The following is a 17,353-nucleotide window of genomic DNA, read 5'->3' on the forward strand; positions in this document are numbered from 1 at the left end:
CATGACAAAAGTTTTTTTAAAGGATATGCTTGATAGGAGAACAATCTTAAAATATTTTGTAGGCCTTGTATTAATATATACGGGTATGGATTTTTTAATCAAAAAAGACCCAAATCTACTAAGTATCAATTTTGATTTAAAACTTGTACTCTTTGTATCATTTGCCCTATTTACAACTATATTTTATTTTGCAAAAACTTATACATCAACTGAAAACACACTTATGTATTACCAGTTGCCAGTAAGGCGCAAAGATGTAAATTTATCATTTATCCTAAGTTTGCTTATCGATTCCATAATAAGAAAATTTTTGCCTCTTGCAGTCATAGCTTATGTTTTAAAGGCACCAGCTGAATTTTATCCCTTAATTTTTCTTATAATCCCAATAATATGCCTGTTGGGCTCTTTACCTACTAGCACTAATGTTGGGAAAGATAAAAAAATAATGGTATTCTTGCTTTTAATTCTTTCAGTTGCTGTAATAATGTTTTTATTTTACAAGACTGATTTAAATATAGGAATAAAGACCTTGTTTTCAATCCTAACTATTTTTATATTAATAATAATTTTAAGCAACTTTTACCTAAATCAAGCTATATTTTCCCAAAAAGAAATGGGATCAATTAGCAAATACAAAGTGTCTAATTACTTTTTAAAATTTATTCTAGCAGAAAATGTATATTTGATTAACACCGTGGGTATTATTTTAATGATAATATTTGTTTCTTTAATGATGCCGGGTGCAATTAAAATCCCACTTGACCTAGCAATCGCAACGGTAAATACCCCATTGCTTACAATTTTCTCTACGGATATTGGCATTGCTACTTATAAAAGAATGCTGCCAAAGTCAAACAAATCCTTGGATAAGGATTATATAAAAGTCTTATTCATATACTTTGCTTTTGTACATTTAATAATTTTATTAGCAAATCAAGGTCAGATGTCAGCAAAACTTGTTATAAGCCTGATAGCTTTTACAATTATTGATACACTTGTAGCATATGTCATGGAAAATAAATATCCTATTGTAGGCAAGAAAACCACAATGGCGGTTTGGAAGTCTCCAAGAAAGTACATATTGGGTGCAGTTGTTTTTATCTTGTCTTTTTTAATATTTGTAATAATTTAAGGAGAGAGAATAGTGAATAGAAAAGTTTTAAGAATTATCCTAGCAGTAATATGGTTTGCTGTTGCAATTTTATCTTATACAAGAAATGAAATACCTTTTGCAATTATAGGTGCTATATTAGGTATAATATTTTTAGTATTTGCCTTTAAAACTGATGAAACAAATAACCCTCATAAGACTTATTAAATTATGAAAAATCTCCATTTTGCAGATTTTTTTATTTTGGGTATAAATAATCTAAGAATGATTTAAGAAAGGAATTATTATGGAAACAGGAAAAATTGCAAAAATAATCGGTATTATCGCTATGCTTTTCTCAGTATATATGTTTTTTGATAGCAGAGGAGGCAAGGGATTTTTCGTACTACTAATCGGACTTGCTGTTTATGCATTCGGTAAAAAATCAGAAAATGACAGAAATTATGTGCCTAGATAAGAACCATTAAAAAACCTCCCAGCTGGGAGGTTTTGTTGTACATATTTAATTATGGAGAATAATTATGAAAAAAACAAAATTAGAAAGTATAATTGGCGTAGTTTTAATAATCTTATCCGTATTTATGTTTTTTAATAAGAGGGGCGGATTAGGATTTTTTGTATTTTTTATAGGTCTTGGACTTTATATTTATAGTAGACGTGGAACTGATTTTAGATCAATGTAATAAAAAAGGACCATTACAGGTCCTTAATTTTTTGATTATTTGTGAAGGATGTCTCCACTTTCAGCATCTAGCTCAACATCATCTCCATCTTCTATATCTATTTCATAAACAATTCTGTCATCGTCATGGTCGATTTCATATGACTTTACATATCCAGTATTATTTTCTAAAGCCTTTGCCATAGCTTCTTTTGGACTTATGATTTTTGTAAAATCAATTGCTACATCATCATCCATGTCATCATTGTCATCGTCATTTTCTTCTTCTTTAGCTAAAACTTCTCCACTTTCAGAATCGATACTTGCTTCATATTCTTTGTTTTCTTTGAATCCTTCTATGTCGTAAGTGTATTTTCCGTCATCTTCGTCAAGCTCAACAGAAGAAATTTCTATGCTATCATCATCGAAAGCTTCTTTGAATTTTGCTACTGCATCATCAAGGCTAATAGCAAATTCTTTTTCTTCGATACCTGTTTTTAGGTCGTCGATTTTTTCTTCTACATTGTCTTTTGCTTTATCAACTTCTTCTGTAACTGCTGCTTCTGTATTATTTGCAGCACTTTTAGCATCTTCTTTAGCTTGCTGAGCATTTTCTCCGCCACATGCTGTAAGAATAGCTGCTATGGCAAGAGCAGATGCTCCATATTTTAATTTTTGAATATTCATAAAACTCCTCCTTAATAAAGTGTATTCAATAATATACCCAATTTAAGTTATTTAAACAAAATTAGAGAAAAATAAAAGTTAACTAGCTAAATAAATTGTTTTTATTAATTAATTTATTATATTAGCAAAGATTACAATATTAGTATAAGTATCAGAGCTTCATTGAATATTAGCCTAAAAATAGTATATTTTAATAGAAAGTAATAGTAAAACAAAGGTCAGAGTTAGTCAAAAAACTGGCCTATCATATATAAAATTTTAAAGGCAAATGTAAATTTTAGCCTTTTTATTTAAGAAAGGATAAATCTTTGCAAAAATTTAAAATAAATTCTGATTATAAGCCAAGGGGTGACCAACCTGAGGCTATCAAAACCCTTGCAAATGGTATAAATCAGGGCAAAAAACATCAAATCCTCCGTGGTGTAACAGGATCTGGTAAGACCTTCACCATGGCAAATATTATAGAAGAAGTGCAAAGGCCAACCTTGGTTTTAGCCCATAATAAAACCTTGGCCTACCAACTTTTTACAGAATTTAAAGAATTTTTCCCGGATAATGCTGTGGAGTATTTCGTTTCTTACTACGATTACTACCAACCAGAAGCCTATGTTGCAGCAACTGATACTTATATTGCAAAAGATTCTTCAATTAATGATGAGATTGATAAGATGCGCCACTCAGCAACTATGGCGCTTTTTGAACGCCGTGATGTAATAATTGTCGCATCAGTTTCTTGCATCTATGGTTTGGGTGACCCAATCGATTATAAAGAGCTTGTTGTTTCTCTAAGACCTGGCCAAGAGATAGCCCCGGAAGAAGTTATGAGAAAGCTAATCGATGTTCAATATGTTAGAAATGACGTCGACTTTGATAGGGGAACTTTTAGAAAACGTGGAGACATCCTTGATGTATTCCCAGCAGGTTTTGACCAAAAGGCTATTCGCTTTGAGTTTTTTGGCGATGAAATAGAAGAAATCTCCGAATTTGACTCATTGACAGGCAAAGTAACTGCAAAATTATCCCACGCCTACATTTACCCTGCCAGCCACTATGCTACTACTAGTGAAAAAACAGAACGTGCCATAGTGACTATCGAGCAGGAATTAGAAGAACAGTTAAAATATTTTAACGAAAATAATAAATTATTAGAAGCCCAAAGGCTAGAACAAAGAACTAAATATGATATAGAAATGCTAAAAGAAATTGGTTTTTGTTCAGGCATTGAAAATTACTCTAGACACCTAAGCCAAAGGCCAGCGGGCAGTAGACCGTACACATTAATCGATTATTTTCCAAAAGATTTTGTAATAATGGTAGATGAATCCCACGTGTCAATCCCTCAAGTTGGGGGTATGTATGAAGGGGACAGGGCTCGTAAGCAAAATTTAGTTGATTATGGTTTTAGGTTGCCATCAGCCCTTGATAATAGACCATTAAAATTTAATGAGTTTGAGTCCTTAGTAAATCAAGCCATTTACGTTTCAGCAACTCCAGGCCCATATGAGATGGATAAGACTGGTGGAGAATTGGTTGAACAAATTATCCGTCCAACAGGACTACTTGATCCAATAGTAGAGGTCAGACCAACAGAAAATCAAATAGATGACCTAATTGAAGAAATCTATAAGACAACAGAAAAAGGAGATAGGGCCTTGGTTACAACCTTAACCAAGAAAATGGCCGAGGACTTAACTACCTATCTTACAGAAAATGGCATAAAAGTAAAATATTTGCACTCAGATATAAAAACCATAGAGCGATCTGAAATTATCCGTGAATTGCGTTTAGGAGAATTTGACGTATTAGTCGGCATCAACCTTTTAAGAGAAGGTCTTGATATACCAGAAGTAAGTCTAATTGCAATCCTTGATGCTGATAAGGAAGGATTTTTACGTTCAGAAACATCCCTTATTCAAACCATCGGCCGTGCAGCTAGAAATAGCGAGGGCCATGTAATCATGTATGGGGATAATATTACAAAATCAATGAAAAAAGCCATGGATGAAACAGCCCGCCGCCGTGACATCCAAATGAAATTTAATGAAGATAATAACATCACCCCACAAACTATTAGAAAAAATATCGGGGAAATGATTCAAGTTACAAAGGCAGCTGAAGAAGCTGAAATAGAAGAATTTAATAGAGAAGATATAGATACAATAATAATTAATCTTGAAAGTCAGATGTATAAGGCCGCAGAAGAGCTTGACTTTGAACGAGCTGCAAACATCCGCGATCAGATTAAACATATGAAAGAAAATTTCGTAGGAGCATAATTTGACTGAACACGACATAGTTATAAAAGGTGCCCGCACCAACAATTTAAAAAATGTCGACATCACCCTGCCACGTGATGAAATGATAGTTTTTACAGGGCTTTCCGGATCAGGAAAGTCCACTTTAGCCTTTGACACTATTTATGCAGAAGGGCAAAGGCGCTATGTAGAAAGTCTATCATCATATGCCAGACAATTTTTGGGCAATGTCGACAAACCAGATGTGGATAGCATAGAGGGACTTTCTCCTTCTATATCTATTGACCAAAAAACTACAAACAGAAACCCTAGATCTACAGTAGCAACAGTTACTGAGATTTATGATTATTATAGGCTCTTATATGCAAGAATAGGGGATGCATATTGCCCAGTATGTGGCAAAAAAATCGAGGCCCAATCAATCGACCAAATGGTGGATAAAATCCTAGAATTACCTGAAAAAACAAGAATCCAAATCCTTGCCCCAATGATACGCGGCAAAAAAGGTCAACACAAAAAAGCCCTAGAAAACATCCAAAAACAAGGGTTTGTAAGGGTAGTTATAGATGGAGAGCGTCACGATTTGGAAGAAGATATAGAACTTTCCAAAACTAAAAAGCACGATATTTCAATTATAGTAGATAGGATTGTTATAAAAGAAGGTATAGAATCAAGGTTAACTGATTCCCTAGAAACCGCCCTAGGCCTAGCGGATGGGATTATTTTAATAGATGTAATTGACGGTGAATCTTTTATGCTAAGTAGTAAACTTGCTTGTCCAGATGGCCACGTTTCACTTCCTGAAATTACACCAAATATGTTTTCATTTAACGCACCTCTAGGTATGTGTCCAGATTGTAATGGACTTGGTTTTCACCTACAAATTGACCCAGAACTAGTAATTCCAGACTTAAACCTATCTATCAACCAAGATGCAGTAGATGCTTATAGTGGATCTGCTAAGGATTCTTACTATTATCAAACAATCCGCGCCATAGCAGACCACTATGATTTTTCCTATGATGAGCCACTTAAAAATGCACCAAAAGAAATGATCAACGATATACTTTATGGTACAAAATATGACCTATCTTTTGTTTTTGACTCTAGATTTTCAGGAAGAAAAAGATATAAGGGCAAATTTGAAGGAGCGGTTACAAATCTTGCAGACAGGTATGAGAGAACAAATTCTGAAACCCAAAGAAAAAGATTTAGAGAATTTATGGGAGAGGAAGAGTGTAAAACCTGCCATGGAGATAGGCTAAAACCAGAAGTTTTATCAATCAAGATTGATGAAACTAATATATCTGACCTTACAAAATTATCAGTAGAAAATTCTGTAAAATTCTTTAAAAACCTAGAATTATCAGAAATGAAAGCAAATATTGCAGAGCTTATAATAAGAGAAATAGAATCCCGCCTTAAGTTTTTATACGATGTAGGTCTTGGATATCTAACCCTAAGCCGTTCTGCATCAACCTTATCTGGTGGAGAAAGTCAAAGGATAAGGCTAGCGACTCAAATCGGATCAGGTTTAGTTGGAGTTTGCTATGTTCTTGACGAACCATCAATAGGACTTCACCAAAGGGACAATGACAAATTGATAACATCCCTAAGAAATCTAACAGATATTGGAAATACATTAATAGTTGTAGAACACGATGAAGATACCATCCGTGAGGCCGACTTTATAGTTGATATAGGACCTAAAGCGGGTGTTCATGGTGGTGAGGTTGTAGCAAAAGGATCTGTAAAAGATATTATAAAATCAAAAAAATCAATAACTGGAGACTATCTATCAGGCAGAAAATTTATCCCAATCCCAGATAAGCGCAGAACTAGCGAAAAATTTATAGAAATTAAGGGAGCTTCTGAAAATAACCTAAAGGGTATTGATGTCAAAATCCCAATAGGTGTCCTTACATCTGTGACAGGGGTATCTGGATCTGGTAAGTCCTCCTTGATAAATGAAATATTATACAAATCAGTAACCAAAAAGTTAAATAAGACTAAGGTCCGCCCAGGAAAGCACGATGAAGTACTAGGTCTTGATCAAATTGATAAGGTAATAGCCATTGACCAATCGCCAATAGGCCGTACACCTCGTTCAAATCCGGCTACCTATACAAAAGTTTTTGACAATATCCGTGATGTTTTTGCAATGACAAATGAAGCAAAAATGAAAGGCTACACAAAGGGAAGATTTTCCTTTAATGTAAAGGGTGGTCGTTGTGAGGCCTGTAAGGGTGATGGTACAATCAAAGTTGATATGATGTTCCTACCTGATGTTTATGTACCTTGTGAAGTTTGCCATGGCAAACGCTACAATAGGGAAACACTAGAGGTAAAATATAAGGGTAAGGATATATCAGAAGTTTTGGATATGACGGTTGAGGAAGGCATAGAATTTTTTGCAAATCATGCTCCAATTGTCAGAAAACTTCAAACCTTATATGATGTAGGGCTTGGATATATAAAAATTGGCCAACCATCCACAGAGTTATCTGGTGGGGAGGCCCAAAGGGTAAAACTTGCCACAGAACTTGCAAAAGTTGGCACTGGACAAACACTTTATATCCTAGATGAGCCAACAACGGGACTGCACATGGCTGATGTTCACAAACTAATCGATGTTTTGAATAGACTAGTCGATCAAAATAACACAGTAGTTGTAATTGAGCACAACCTAGATGTTATAAAAGTTTCTGATTATCTAATAGACCTTGGTCCAGAAGGTGGAGATGGAGGAGGTAGGTTAGTAGGCTGCGGTACTCCAGAAGAGATAGCCAAGAACAAAAAGTCCTATACCGGTAAGTATTTAAAGAAAATTTTAAGTGAAAATAAAAATTAGGAGCAAAAAATGAGTTTAGAAGATAAAAGAGATAACAAGGTAGATACAAATAAAAACGGCAGACCAGTTAGTTTTTCAACTGGTAATGGGGATGACTTTGTAATCGACCTACCAGGCAAAATTCCTGGAGAAGAAAATATCACAACAAATGATATGAATGATGATGAATTAGAAAATCTAATTACTGATATAGAATCAAACAATGCGGAAATTGAAGACCTGCTTCACGAAATGGGAGTAAAAGACATTGACAAACTCCTAGCAGGTGACTATTCAGATTTAGATTTAGAATAATTAAAGCTGGTACATACTTGTACCAGTTTTTTTTTATTCATTCTAAAGTTAATTATTTTAATTTATAACAAATTATTTTTAAATGTGATATAATCTTTATTGGAGAAAATAGAAAGGAATGCTTATGATAGAAATTAATAATGTATCAAAATCCTTTGGCAGCCTTAAGGCACTAGATAATGTGTCATTTAAGGTTGAAAAAGGAGATGTATTTGGTGTAATTGGCCAAAATGGTGCAGGTAAGTCTACACTGTTTAGGTGTATAATGAACTTTTTTGATGACTACACTGGATCTATTACATATGAAGGTAGGCCTATAAAGGATGTTCCTCTAGAAAAAATTGGATTTTTGCCAGAAGAAAGATCCCTATCACCTAAAAAAACTATCGAAGAAGAAATCAGATACTTTGCAAAACTCAACCAAATGGACAAAATACCTAGTGATGAGCTTAATAGATGGTTTGATAGGTTTGAAATTAAGGGAAAACTAACTGACAAAATCAAATCCCTATCAAAAGGTAACCAGCAAAAAGTCCAACTACTAGCAGCAGTTATCTATAAACCAGAATTTGTTATCCTAGATGAGCCACTTTCTGGCCTAGATCCTTACAACATTAGACTTTTAGAAGACATAATTAAAGAATTAAATCAAATGGGCATGACAATTTTATTTTCATCCCACAATATGGAAAATGTGGAAGCACTTTGCAATAAGCTGGTTATGATTAAAAATGGACAAATAGTCCTAAATGGTACACCAACAGAGATTAGAAATACCTTCCCAAGGGAGAAAGTTATTGTAGAAACTGATAAAGATTTACTTCCACTAATCGATGGAAAAGTGAAATCTTATACTAAAGATGGAGATTTCTGGCATATTTATCTAAATGAACCTGAAGATAGTAAGGAAATATACCAGGCTATAAACCAAAATATCGGTTTTGTATCCCAATTTAGCCAAGCTGCTCCTAGCTTAAACGAAATCTTTGCAAAGGTGGTGGAAAGTCATGAATAGAGTAAAAATTGTAATGCTAGAAACCCTAAAAACTCACCTAAAATCAGGTGCTTTTTGGGCTATGATTCTCCTACCTATTGTTTTTGGTATTATTGGTGGTCTAGGGGGTTATTTTGCAGGAAATTCTGATGATAACCCAATGGCATTGATTGTAACGGAAGAACTAAAACCATATTTCAATGAAGAAGATTATAAATTTATCGATGAAGATCAGCTGGATAGCCTAATAGACTCTAAGGATGTGACATCCTATGCAAAAATTAGCGAAGAAAATGGGCAGATAGTTGCTGATCTTAATGATTCAGACTTAGATATGGTAAAAACCCTTACTTTCCAAGAGTCATTGAATACAATTCAAAGTCAATTAAATGCAAAAAATGCTAGTTTAGATCAAGACCAAGAAGAAATATTGGCCAAAACTCCTATCATTAACAAGATTGAAGATGAAAAAACAGACAACAAGATGATTGGTCAGCTAATATATTTTGTCTTAATATTTTTAATGTATATGGTTCTAATGAGCTTTGTTAACCTAGTTCTATCTGATATTGCTACAGAAAAAGGTACAAAGATGATAGAATTTATTTTCTCCTCTGTTAGACCTGGTGATTATTTTGCAGGGAAAATGTTAGGTAACTTCATAGCTGTGTTTGTACAAATCATAACCTATGTGATATTTGGATTGATAGGATATTTCATAGTTAAATCTAGGGGACTGCTTGATGGGTTAGACCTATCCTTTACCCTTACAAGTTCTTCTTATGGTATTATTGCTGAGATTGTAGCCTTATTTTTACTAGGTATATTTATATTCTTAGTTATAGCTGGTATGCTTGGATCATTTGCGACAAAAGTAGAAGATGCTGGTAAGATGGGAACACCTTTAATTTTTGTTACAATTATATTATTTTTCCTAGCTATGAGTCTCCAAAAAAGAGGGGATATAATGCTAACACAAGTCCTAAGCTATATACCACTAGCATCAACATTCTTTATGCCACTTAGACTTTTAAATGGCTATGCTGGATTAAGTCAAGGGCTTATATCAATTGCTATTCTGATAGTAACAATATTCTTAGTATATAGATTTGGAGAAAAAGTATATAAGAGAAATATACTAAATTATTCTACTGATAATTGGTTTGCTAGAAGATTCAAAAAATAAGTGGAAAGTTATTGAAACTTAAACAAGGAAAAAGACGAGCCTAGGCTCGTCCTTTTTTTGATTTATTTAGTCAAATAACATAGCTATTACAACTTGGATAAAGGTTGCTACAATAAAGATTATCCAGCTGTTGTACCAATTGTTTGTCATAAAGCTGTATGCTAGGTAGATACAAACTGTAAGCACCCAAAGTATGCCAGATGCCTTTCCTAATATACCTTCTTTTTTCTGAACTTTTGGATCCCTGTACTTTAAAATATCCCTATATGAAGAATATTTTATCATTGTATAAGCTATAAGCCCTGCTGCTAGGGCAGTTAGGATTAAGAATAAATATACTACTATGTCATTATCAAAACTTGTATTATCCATCAAAACAAACATTGCTGGTGATAGGATAAATATTGCTATGGAAATCATTATGTTTCTTTTTAGAATTGGTTGATAGTCATCTAAGGTTTTTTTTATAATCCCTTCAACACCGTAGGAGAAATTGTATGGTTCTTTTTCTATAAATTCATATTTGCTTGCTATAAAGCCAGTGTTTATAAAGATGCCAACAGCTATAGCAACTATGCCTAAAAGGGCAACTATGGCCAAATTTTGATTAAATTTTGTTATAAGGCTAAATACGACAGGTCCTGTAACAACAAGGACAGTTGCTAGAGTAATTATTTTTGCGATTTTTTCGTACGCAGCAAGATATTCATTTAGAAAATCCAAATCTATAGTCTTACCTACTTCTTCAACTCTTTGATCAACTATTATTTGTTCCATACCCAAATCATCATTTAGAAGGAAATCTGTACTCACCCCAAAAATTTTAGATAATTTCATTATCTTATCCAAATCTGGCATGGCCATAGTACTTTCCCACTTTGAAACTGACTGGCGGCTAACACCAACTTGGCTAGCCAAATCTTCTTGAGTCATTCCTTCTTTTTTTCTCAAACTTATAATCTTATCAGCTAGTATCATAAGATCCTCCTTTATTTTTTCTACCATCATTTTATTAAAAATTGTTTTTACATACCAGCAATTGGCTTTTGAAATTTGTCAACTGCTGGTTGCATTGGCGTAAAATAGCGATTTTTTAAGAAAATTATTATATTAATATATTTATATCCCAAAGGTAATTTTTTTAAAAATATTGTATAATAAGAAAAAGGAGGGTTAAAGATGAGGAAGTTTTTTTATATTTTAATGATGATTTTTATGTCTTCTTGCGGGCAAAAAAATAATGAACCAGCAAAAGAAGCGAAAACTTTAGCCCCCTTAGAGATTAGTAAAAATGATTTTGATAAATTTTTCCTAGATGGTCAGTCTTTTTCTTTGCCAGCAGATTATCAAGACTTTGAGCAAAATGGTATAAAACTTAATGAAGAAGAATTTACCTACCAAAAAATGAGCAAAAGTGGCCAGCAAATGGCAAATTTAAAAAGTAGCACCATTGATCTTGGAGCAACATTTAAAAATACAAGTACAAATCCAATTGATATAAAAAATGGGAAGATAATCGAGCTTTATATAAATAATAACAATGGCAAAAATCAAGATTTTTCCATAGGCGGTTTAAAATGGGGAGATTCCTACCAAAAGGCCAGTAAATCCCTAAAGGATATCCGCACAGCTGAGGCCACTATGAATTATGAAAAAACTATAAATTATTATACAGAAAAAAATTATGTTTCCCTTTATTTCAAGGATGATAAACTAAGCTCAGCTGCAATATTTTCTAAAAAATTTATGAGAGATGAGGCTTATAAAAATGGGGAATTTGTAATATTTGGCCAAAATGTTAGCTTTCCCTTGACTATAAGGGACTTGGAGCAATTATTAGGGTCTGATATAAATATTGACCAGGATTTGGAAAAACTTGACCCAGTACAAGTAGTCACAACAAAGATTTACTCGCCACTTCTTAATGATATAGAAGATCATACAAAAGTTTACGGACTGGATTTTGAAATAAAAAATACTGGTGAAAATGCAATTTCTCCCAAAGATGGGCAAATAATTAGCATAAAGTCAGACAATAGCTCTGACATATCCGTGGGTAACCTTTATGTGGGTGCAAGCTTAGATGAGCTAAAGAAAATGGATAAGAAAAACCAAAACCCGGGTAGGCTAAAAATTGATGGAAAAATAGAAAATAATCTGGTGAAATTTGTATTTAATGCAGAAAATGAGACAGATTATATATTTCATACAGATGAGGATACTATAAAACTAATTAAGATTATAAATAAAAAGGAGCAATAATGAATTTTACACAGGTAGAATTGTCAGAAAAAAAATACTTGAACTTCATATTATTAAATGCGTCAGTTGGGGGCGAGCCTGTAACAGCAATGTTTGACACCAAAGGCAACAGTCTTTTAAAAAAATCAATTGCAGATAAGATTGACATTACTTATATAGATAGTAAGCCAATTGATGAAAAACGTGGCTGGAGAAGGGCTAGGGTAAATCTTCGCCTTGGAGGTCTTGAAATAGGGTCTGCACCAATCATTGTAGCAAATGATGATTCCTTTGACCTGCCAGAAGACCCAACAGGCAACAAATATCCAGCAGATTTTATCCTAGGTTGGAATATCATTTCTCAACTGTGCTTTAGAGGAGATTTAAAAACCAATGACTTTCAGGTCCAAGTGGATGATTTTAGGGAAAATTCTAGCAAGGAATCTGATAATTTGCCTATAATATATGTAGAATTTGAAGGTGAAAAAATCCTTGCAGGCATAGATACTTCAAAACCAATCACAACAGTTAGCCAAGATATTTTTGATAAGATATTGAAGGATAAGGATGCAGCAAGCACTATTGAAATGCTAGGCCTTGGCAATGAAAAACTAAGTTATGAAACAAAATTAACCTTTAAAATAGACGATGATAGAATAAGCCTGCCTAGTGCTAGCCTAAACCCAAATCTTAATGAGGGTGATGTAAAGATAGTATTTGGGGCGGACCTACTACAAAATACAACATGGGCCATGTACTGTCCAATGAGATATATGAGGGCAAAGCAGCTTTAGAAATAGGGAGATTCATTCTCTCTATTTTTATTGGCCTAAAGTTGATATTTTACATTAATTGAGTCCGCATATTTGAGATATCGAAAAGGCGAGACTCCCAGACCTTTCCCCAAATTCCTATTGGCAATTACAAATTTATATAAATATCGGGAAGAATTGCTGAATCTTTCTATATATAAGTAGAGCTTAGATAAATTATGTCATGTGGAAAATAATTAATTAGAAGTTATAATATACATATATAAATTAAGGAGTATTTATGAGCAAATTATTAGTTATTCAATCCGATTTTGGTTTAGCTGATGGGGCAGTTTCTGCTATGCACGGGGTTGCTAATATTGTCGATCCAAGCATAAAAGTAGATGACCTAACCCATGACATCAAACCATATAATATCTTTGAAGCATCCTATAGACTTATCCAAACTATTAGATATTGGCCGGAAAATACTGTTTTTGTATCAGTTGTCGATCCTGGTGTTGGCTCTGAAAGAAAAAGTATTGCTGTAAAAACTGCTACTGGTCATTTTGTTATCACACCTGATAACGGTACACTTTCACACATTAAAAAATACATTGGCATAGAGTCTGCAAAAATAATTGATGAAAAAAATAATCGCCTACCTTTTTCTGAAAAAAGTCACACCTTCCACGGACGTGATGTATATTCATACAATGGAGCAAAGATTGCATCAGACAAGGCATATTATGAAACACTCGAAGATTTTAATGTAGATAATATAGAAACTTTAGAAATTAAAGAGGCCTATGTAGAAAATGGCACAATCCATGGAACGGTTGATATACTAGATATTCGCTTTGGTTCACTGTGGACAAATATCCCCCAAGAAATGCTTGAGGAAAATGGATTCAATACTGGTGATGCGATAAAGATCAAAATCTATCACGATGATACAAAAAAATATGAAAATCAAATCATATACGGACACAGCTTCTCAGATGTAAAACAAGGTGAAGTTGTAGCTTATATAAACTCCCTTATAAACTTAGGAATTGCAATTAATCAAAGCAATTTCTCAGAAACTTATCAAATTGGCACTGGGTCTAGCTGGACCATTGAAGTAGAAAAGATTAATTAGGAGTAATAATGAATAAAAATCAATCTACCACCACAAAAATCGTAGCAGTAGGCATAGGAGCTGCAGTATTTTTTATCCTAGGACGTTTCCTATCCATACCAATTGGGATACCAAACACTTCTCTTGAAACAACATATCCATTTTTAGCACTAATGAGTGCACTTTTTGGCCCAGTAGTAGGTGGACTAATAGGACTTATAGGACACGGAGTAAAGGACTTATTGACTTATGGTCTTTGGATTAGCTGGGTTATCTCATCTGGCATCACTGGATTTGGATATGGCTTAGCTGCAAAAAAAATAAATATTAGCAACGGCATTTTTGAAAAATCTGACATTATAAGATTTAATATAGGACAATTATTAACAAACATTCTTGCTTGGGCAGTAGTAGCGCCAGTCCTAGACATCCTTATTTATTCAGAACCAGCAAATAAAGTTTTTGTTCAAGGAATCGTAGCAGCCCTAACAAATTCACTAGCTGTAGCAATCCTAGGAACACTTTTAATCATCGCCTACACAAAAACACAAACAGCAGAAAATTCTTTAAGAAGAGATTAAATTGGAAAATAATACACAAATCAAATTTGAAAACTTTACATTTAAATACAAAACCCAGCAAGAGTCAACCTTAAAAAATATTAATTTTGAAGCTAAAAAGGGCGAAAAAATTGTTATTATTGGTCCAAGTGGGTCTGGCAAATCCACCCTAGCCAAGGCCATAAATAGCCAAATACCAAATACTTTTGATGGGGAGATCACTGGCAAAGTGAGCATACTAGATAAAGATATCGAAAATTCCACCATTTTTGATATCTCTCTTTTAGTTGGAACAGTTTTGCAAGATACAGACGGGCAATTTGTGGGGCTGACTGTTGCAGAGGATATTGCCTTTTCTCTAGAAAATGACAATGTTAGCCAAGATTTGATGAAATCAACTGTATCAAAATGGGCAGATAGACTTGAGATTTCAAATCTTTTGACCCACAAACCCAATCAAATATCTGGCGGGCAGAAACAACGTGTGTCACTAGCTGGGGTTTTGGTTTCAGATACTCCAATATTGCTGCTAGATGAGCCATTGGCAAACCTAGATCCAGCAAGTGGCATGGCTACAATGAAGCTAATTGATCAGCTAAACCAAAAGTATAATTATACAATTATCGTCATTGAACATAGGCTTGAAGAAGCCCTAAACTTAAACCCAGACCGTATAATGGTAGTAGATGAGGGGCAAATTTTGATGGATACTAGTCCTTCAGAAATTTTAAAATCTGATATTTTAGAAAAAATCGGTGTTAGAAAACCCCTTTATATCAATGCCTTGCAATATGCAGGTCTAGACTTATCCAAAATAAAAAATTTAGGATCCTTTGAAAATACAGATCTAAATCAAGATCAACTAGTCTTGGTAAAAAACTGGGCGGATAAGATTGAAATATCAAAGGAACTTAGAGAAAATAATGAGATTCTTAGAGTAGATAAGCTATCCTTTGCCTATGAAAAAAACAATCAAATCCTTGATAATGTTAATTTTACAATCAACCAAGGCGAAGTGGTGAGCATAGTCGGTCCAAATGGAGCAGGCAAATCAAGCCTTGCCAAGCTACTATGTGGATTTTTAAGGCCAACATCTGGGCAGATTATCTTAAATAATATAGATACTATAAATCTCTCCATAAAAGAAATTGCAGAAAATATAGGTTACGTTTTGCAAAATCCAAACGCTATGATTTCAAAGACAAATGTCAAAGAAGAAGTGGGCTTTGGTTTAAAACTTCGTGGGGCAAGTGATGAGAAAATCGAAGAAGAATGCGAAAAAATACTAAAAATTTGTGGTCTTTATCCCTTTAGAAATTGGCCTATATCAGCCCTTTCCTATGGTCAAAAACGAAGGGTAACCATTGCATCAATTTTAATATTAAACCCACAAGTAATCATCCTAGATGAGCCAACAGCTGGTCAAGATTACAGGCACTATACAGAAATAATGGAATTTATTCAAAAACTAAACCAGGAATATAAGCTTACAATCTTAATGATTTCCCATGATATGCACCTAATCCAAGAGTATACCCAAAGGACATTGGTCTTTGCAGATGGAACACTCTTAGCAGATACCAGTCCCAAAGCCTTATTTTCCAATGTAAATCTCTTAAATCATGCTTCGCTAGCAGAAACTTCACTTTCAAAACTTGCTAGAAGCATTGACTATGACCCAGAAGAATTTATAGAGAAATTTATTAGCTACGAAAGGAGCGGGCTATGAATGATAAAATCCTAGGATACATAGAAAATGACACTATCATTCATAGGCTATCTGGAACTACAAAGCTGATTTGTTTTCTCATGCTTTCAATCATAGTTATGACAAGCTACGATACAAGATTTTTACTTTTTGTAACAATCTTTTCTCTAATTTTATTTAGACTAGCTGAAATTCCCTGGAATGCGGTTAGTTTTGTGGTCAAGTTTGTCCTAGTTTTTGCAATCCTAAACCTACTTGCAATCTATATTTTTGAGCCAGAATACGGTGTAAACTTATATAATAGCAGGACTGTTATTAGGCAAGGCTGGGGCAGGTATTCTCTAACAAAAGAGCAGCTTTTTTATGAACTAAATGTTGCTATAAAATATTTTTCAACCATACCGCTTGCATTAATATTCATTTTTACAACAAGCCCTAGTGAATTTGCATCAAGCCTAAATAAAGTCGGAGTATCCTACAAGGTAAGCTATGCAGTTGCCCTAGCCCTAAGGTATATCCCAGATATCCAAGAATCATACAATGACATAAAATTAGCCAGCCAAGCTAGGGGTATAGAGATGAGCAAAAAAGCAAGTCTAGTAGAGAGGATAAAATCATCTTCAAATATAGTCTGGCCCCTAATTTTTGATAGCCTAAACCGTATAGAAACCATTAGCCAAGCCATGGAACTTAGACGTTTTGGCAAAGAAAACACAAGAACTTGGTACTCATATAGGCCCTTTAGAAAAATAGATATATTTGCTATTGTGATTTCTGCTTTGATTACAATACTTGGCATATATTTATTCTTTGTTAATGGAGGTAGGTTTTATAATCCCTTTGTCCATTAATGATGAATCAATATAATATTTACCAGTATTTCAAAGACTTAGCACATATTCTAAATCGCACTGGTCTAGCCTACAAACAAAT

At 33.8% G+C, this 17,353-nt stretch carries 17 protein-coding genes; 15 read left to right on the forward strand and 2 right to left on the reverse strand.

What is annotated here, in order from left to right; genetic code table 11:
* The first annotated feature begins 1 nt into the window (after position 1).
* From ACF3NF_RS05735 to ACF3NF_RS05750, 4 genes are all read left to right on the forward strand, one after another.
* Positions 2 to 1,132, forward strand: a complete 1,131-nt coding sequence (locus ACF3NF_RS05735; protein WP_394022555.1) for a hypothetical protein — start codon at positions 2 to 4, stop codon at positions 1,130 to 1,132.
* Positions 1,133 to 1,144: 12 nt separating this feature from the next.
* Positions 1,145 to 1,318, forward strand: coding sequence for a hypothetical protein (locus ACF3NF_RS05740; protein ID WP_394022556.1), 174 nt, complete (start codon positions 1,145 to 1,147; stop codon positions 1,316 to 1,318).
* 79 nt (positions 1,319 to 1,397) lie between these two features.
* Positions 1,398 to 1,568, forward strand: coding sequence for a hypothetical protein (locus ACF3NF_RS05745; protein ID WP_262121677.1), 171 nt, complete (start codon positions 1,398 to 1,400; stop codon positions 1,566 to 1,568).
* A 64-nt stretch (positions 1,569 to 1,632) separates the two neighbouring features.
* The gene (locus ACF3NF_RS05750) at positions 1,633 to 1,794 is read left to right on the forward strand and encodes a hypothetical protein (RefSeq protein WP_394022557.1); all 162 of its coding nucleotides are present in this window, start codon (positions 1,633 to 1,635) and stop codon (positions 1,792 to 1,794) included.
* Positions 1,795 to 1,829: 35 nt separating this feature from the next.
* Here the strand turns inward: ACF3NF_RS05750 and ACF3NF_RS05755 are convergent, their stop codons facing one another.
* Positions 1,830 to 2,459, reverse strand: a complete 630-nt coding sequence (locus ACF3NF_RS05755) for a PepSY domain-containing protein (protein WP_394022558.1) — start codon at positions 2,457 to 2,459, stop codon at positions 1,830 to 1,832.
* 308 nt (positions 2,460 to 2,767) lie between these two features.
* On the opposite strand from ACF3NF_RS05755, the gene uvrB reads away from it, so the two are divergent.
* From uvrB to ACF3NF_RS05780, 5 genes are all read left to right on the forward strand, one after another.
* A complete protein-coding gene (uvrB, locus tag ACF3NF_RS05760; RefSeq protein WP_394022559.1) occupies positions 2,768 to 4,735 on the forward strand; it encodes an excinuclease ABC subunit UvrB in 1,968 nt (655 codons plus the stop codon).
* Between the two features lies 1 nt (position 4,736).
* Complete coding sequence (gene uvrA, locus ACF3NF_RS05765; RefSeq protein ID WP_394022560.1) at positions 4,737 to 7,565, forward strand: excinuclease ABC subunit UvrA; 2,829 nt, start codon at positions 4,737 to 4,739, stop codon at positions 7,563 to 7,565.
* 9 nt (positions 7,566 to 7,574) lie between these two features.
* A complete protein-coding gene (locus ACF3NF_RS05770) occupies positions 7,575 to 7,859 on the forward strand; it encodes a hypothetical protein (protein ID WP_394022561.1) in 285 nt (94 codons plus the stop codon).
* A 124-nt stretch (positions 7,860 to 7,983) separates the two neighbouring features.
* Complete coding sequence (locus tag ACF3NF_RS05775) at positions 7,984 to 8,874, forward strand: ABC transporter ATP-binding protein (protein WP_394022562.1); 891 nt, start codon at positions 7,984 to 7,986, stop codon at positions 8,872 to 8,874.
* Positions 8,867 to 10,039, forward strand: a complete 1,173-nt coding sequence (locus tag ACF3NF_RS05780) for an ABC transporter permease (RefSeq protein WP_394022563.1) — start codon at positions 8,867 to 8,869, stop codon at positions 10,037 to 10,039. Before ACF3NF_RS05775 ends, ACF3NF_RS05780 begins: the two co-directional genes overlap by 8 nt.
* A 66-nt stretch (positions 10,040 to 10,105) precedes the next feature.
* Here the strand turns inward: ACF3NF_RS05780 and ACF3NF_RS05785 are convergent, their stop codons facing one another.
* On the reverse strand, positions 10,106 to 11,017 hold the full coding sequence (locus tag ACF3NF_RS05785; RefSeq protein ID WP_394022564.1) for a helix-turn-helix domain-containing protein: 912 nt from the start codon (positions 11,015 to 11,017) through the stop codon (positions 10,106 to 10,108).
* A 201-nt stretch (positions 11,018 to 11,218) separates the two neighbouring features.
* Between ACF3NF_RS05785 and ACF3NF_RS05790 the strand changes: the two genes are divergently transcribed.
* The 6 genes from ACF3NF_RS05790 (at position 11,219) to ACF3NF_RS05815 (ending at position 17,271) form a co-directional block, all read left to right on the forward strand.
* Positions 11,219 to 12,301, forward strand: coding sequence for a hypothetical protein (locus ACF3NF_RS05790; protein ID WP_394022565.1), 1,083 nt, complete (start codon positions 11,219 to 11,221; stop codon positions 12,299 to 12,301).
* Entirely contained in the window at positions 12,301 to 13,074 is a 774-nt protein-coding gene (locus ACF3NF_RS05795; protein WP_394022566.1) for a hypothetical protein, read from the forward strand. Before ACF3NF_RS05790 ends, ACF3NF_RS05795 begins: the two co-directional genes overlap by 1 nt.
* A gap of 259 nt (positions 13,075 to 13,333) precedes the next feature.
* Entirely contained in the window at positions 13,334 to 14,173 is an 840-nt protein-coding gene (locus ACF3NF_RS05800; protein ID WP_394022567.1) for an SAM hydrolase/SAM-dependent halogenase family protein, read from the forward strand.
* A gap of 8 nt (positions 14,174 to 14,181) precedes the next feature.
* Positions 14,182 to 14,733, forward strand: a complete 552-nt coding sequence (locus ACF3NF_RS05805) for an ECF-type riboflavin transporter substrate-binding protein (protein WP_394022568.1) — start codon at positions 14,182 to 14,184, stop codon at positions 14,731 to 14,733.
* A gap of 1 nt (position 14,734) precedes the next feature.
* Positions 14,735 to 16,441: an ABC transporter ATP-binding protein gene (locus ACF3NF_RS05810; protein ID WP_394022569.1), complete on the forward strand. Its 1,707-nt coding sequence runs from the start codon at positions 14,735 to 14,737 to the stop codon at positions 16,439 to 16,441.
* Positions 16,438 to 17,271: an energy-coupling factor transporter transmembrane component T family protein gene (locus ACF3NF_RS05815; RefSeq protein ID WP_394022570.1), complete on the forward strand. Its 834-nt coding sequence runs from the start codon at positions 16,438 to 16,440 to the stop codon at positions 17,269 to 17,271. The genes ACF3NF_RS05810 and ACF3NF_RS05815 overlap by 4 nt, the downstream gene beginning before the upstream one ends.
* Positions 17,272 to 17,353 lie beyond the last annotated feature (82 nt).

This window comes from Anaerococcus martiniensis, from assembly GCF_043187485.1.
Taxonomy (GTDB): Bacteria; Bacillota; Clostridia; order Tissierellales; family Peptoniphilaceae; genus Anaerococcus; species Anaerococcus martiniensis.